At 53.0% G+C, this 2,060-nt stretch carries 1 protein-coding gene; it reads right to left on the bottom strand.

The annotated features are described in order from the left end of the window. Nucleotides 1–2,060 (bottom strand): (Fe-S)-binding protein (locus HMPREF0083_RS01575; protein WP_021619180.1); only part of this gene is annotated, 2,060 nt, incomplete at both ends.

Raw genomic sequence — 2,060 nt, 5'->3', positions numbered from 1 at the left:
TCAACCATATCAAGTGTTTGGACTTTTTCTTCCACTTCTTTGGCTTTCGTGCCGTCTGACAGCATCGTCAGACAATACGGACAGGCGCTTCCGATCGTCGTCGGATTTACAGCCAACGCCTGCTCGGTACGGGCAATGTTCACGCGTGTACCTTGATGCTCTTCCTGCCACATCATGCCGCCGCCTGCTCCACAGCACATGCTGTCACAGCCGGAACGCTCCATTTCCACAATTTCAACGCCCGGGATGGCGGACAGGATCTCGCGCGGTGCATCATAGCTATCATTGTAGCGGCCCAGATAACAGGAATCATGGTAGGTTACGCGCTCTTTCACTTCGTTCACCGGCTGAATCCGGCCTTCCCGCAGCCATTGCACCAGCAGATCCGTATGATGATACACCGCTACGTCTTCAAGTCCAAATTCCGGGTACTCATGTTTGAACGTATTGTAGGCATGCGGGTCCATCGTGACAATTTTCTTCACGTTGTACTTCTGGAAGTTGCTGATGTTCTCCATCGCCAGCTCCTGGAACAGCATTTCGTTCCCAAGACGGCGGGCTGTATCCCCTGAATTCTTCTCTTCGTTGCCCAGGATGGCAAACTTGATACCGGCCTTGTTCATGACACGAACGAACGATTGGGTTAATTTAATGCTTCGGTTATCAAACGATCCCATCGAACCGACGAAGAAGAGGTAGTCGAATTCATCCGCTTCTTTCACAGTCGGTACGAGATCTTCCATGCCCTCCCGCCATTTAATCCGATCTTTGCGGTTGATGCCCCACGGATTGCTCTGACGTTCGATGTTGCTCAGCGCACGCTGGGCATCGGACGGCATGCGTCCTTCCGTCATGACGAGGTAACGGCGCATGTCGATAATGTGGCCGACATGCTCATTCGCTACCGGGCACTGATCCTCACAGTTGCGGCAGGTCGTACAGGCCCATAGCTCCTCTTCTGTAATTACATCCCCAATAAGCTGCGTATCGTACTCGATTTTCAGCGCGGACGAGCCTTCCGTCGCTGCCGCCATCTCTTCTGCGGCCTGCCCCGCTCCTGCCGCGCGTGCCTGTACAGCTAATGTGTTGCCTGTCGATTCCTTAAAGAGTGCAGACGGCATCCATGGCGTACGGCCTGTAATCGCGGCCCCCTTCTCTGTCAAGTGATCCCGCATCTTCACGATGAGGTCCATCGGTGACAGCGTCTTGCCCGTACCGGCAGCCGGACACATGCTTGTACAGCGACCGCACTCGACACAGGCATATAAGTCAATCAGCTGGTTCTGTGTAAAGTGCTCAATCCGACCGACACCGAATTCTTCCGCCCCTTCTTCTTCCAGCTTCTCGAAATCGAGCGTACTCAGCTTGCCCGGTGGCCGCGTCTTATCCTTCATGAGCCAGTTATACGGCGCAAACAGCAGATGCGCATGCTTGCCCTGCGGAATATACACCAGGAAGAACAGGAGCGTCAACAGGTGCACCCACCAGAAGACATAGAAAAGGACACCTGCTGCTGCCGAACCCATGCCTGCTAACACTAGCGCAATGCTGGAGGCGATCGGCTGTGTGGAATGGAACCCGACCGTATCGGTATGCAGCCAGATAATTTCCAATCCTTCGGATAGAAGTGTGCTAATCATCAGGATGCTAATCAACCAGACGACCAGATTGGCTTTCCAGCCGCGTTTTAAGCGCTTTAATTTTTCGACGTTCCGACGATACCAGGCATAGAAAATGGCCAGCAGAATCGCCACAACAACTACTTCCTGGAACAGAAGGAAATACGGATACGCCGCACCGAACGGCAAATGCGATCCCGGCTTCAATCCCTTCCAGATTAAATCAATGGCTCCGAACTGTACGAGCAGGAAGCCGTAGAACAAGACGATGTGCATGACACCGCTTTTGGAATCTTTCATTACTTTTTTCTGCCCGAAAACATTCACCCAGAAGGCATTCAATGTTCGGGTTGCACCTTCCTTCAAATCTGCCGCACGCCCGAGCTTGATGTACGTGACACGGCTGTAGACAAGGTGCGCAAACAAATACACCGCATAGCC

This window comes from Aneurinibacillus aneurinilyticus ATCC 12856 (assembly GCF_000466385.1).
GTDB classification, from domain to species: Bacteria; Bacillota; Bacilli; order Aneurinibacillales; family Aneurinibacillaceae; genus Aneurinibacillus; species Aneurinibacillus aneurinilyticus.
Note: the sequence above shows the minus strand (reverse complement) of the source record. Positions and strands in the feature narration are given on the sequence as shown.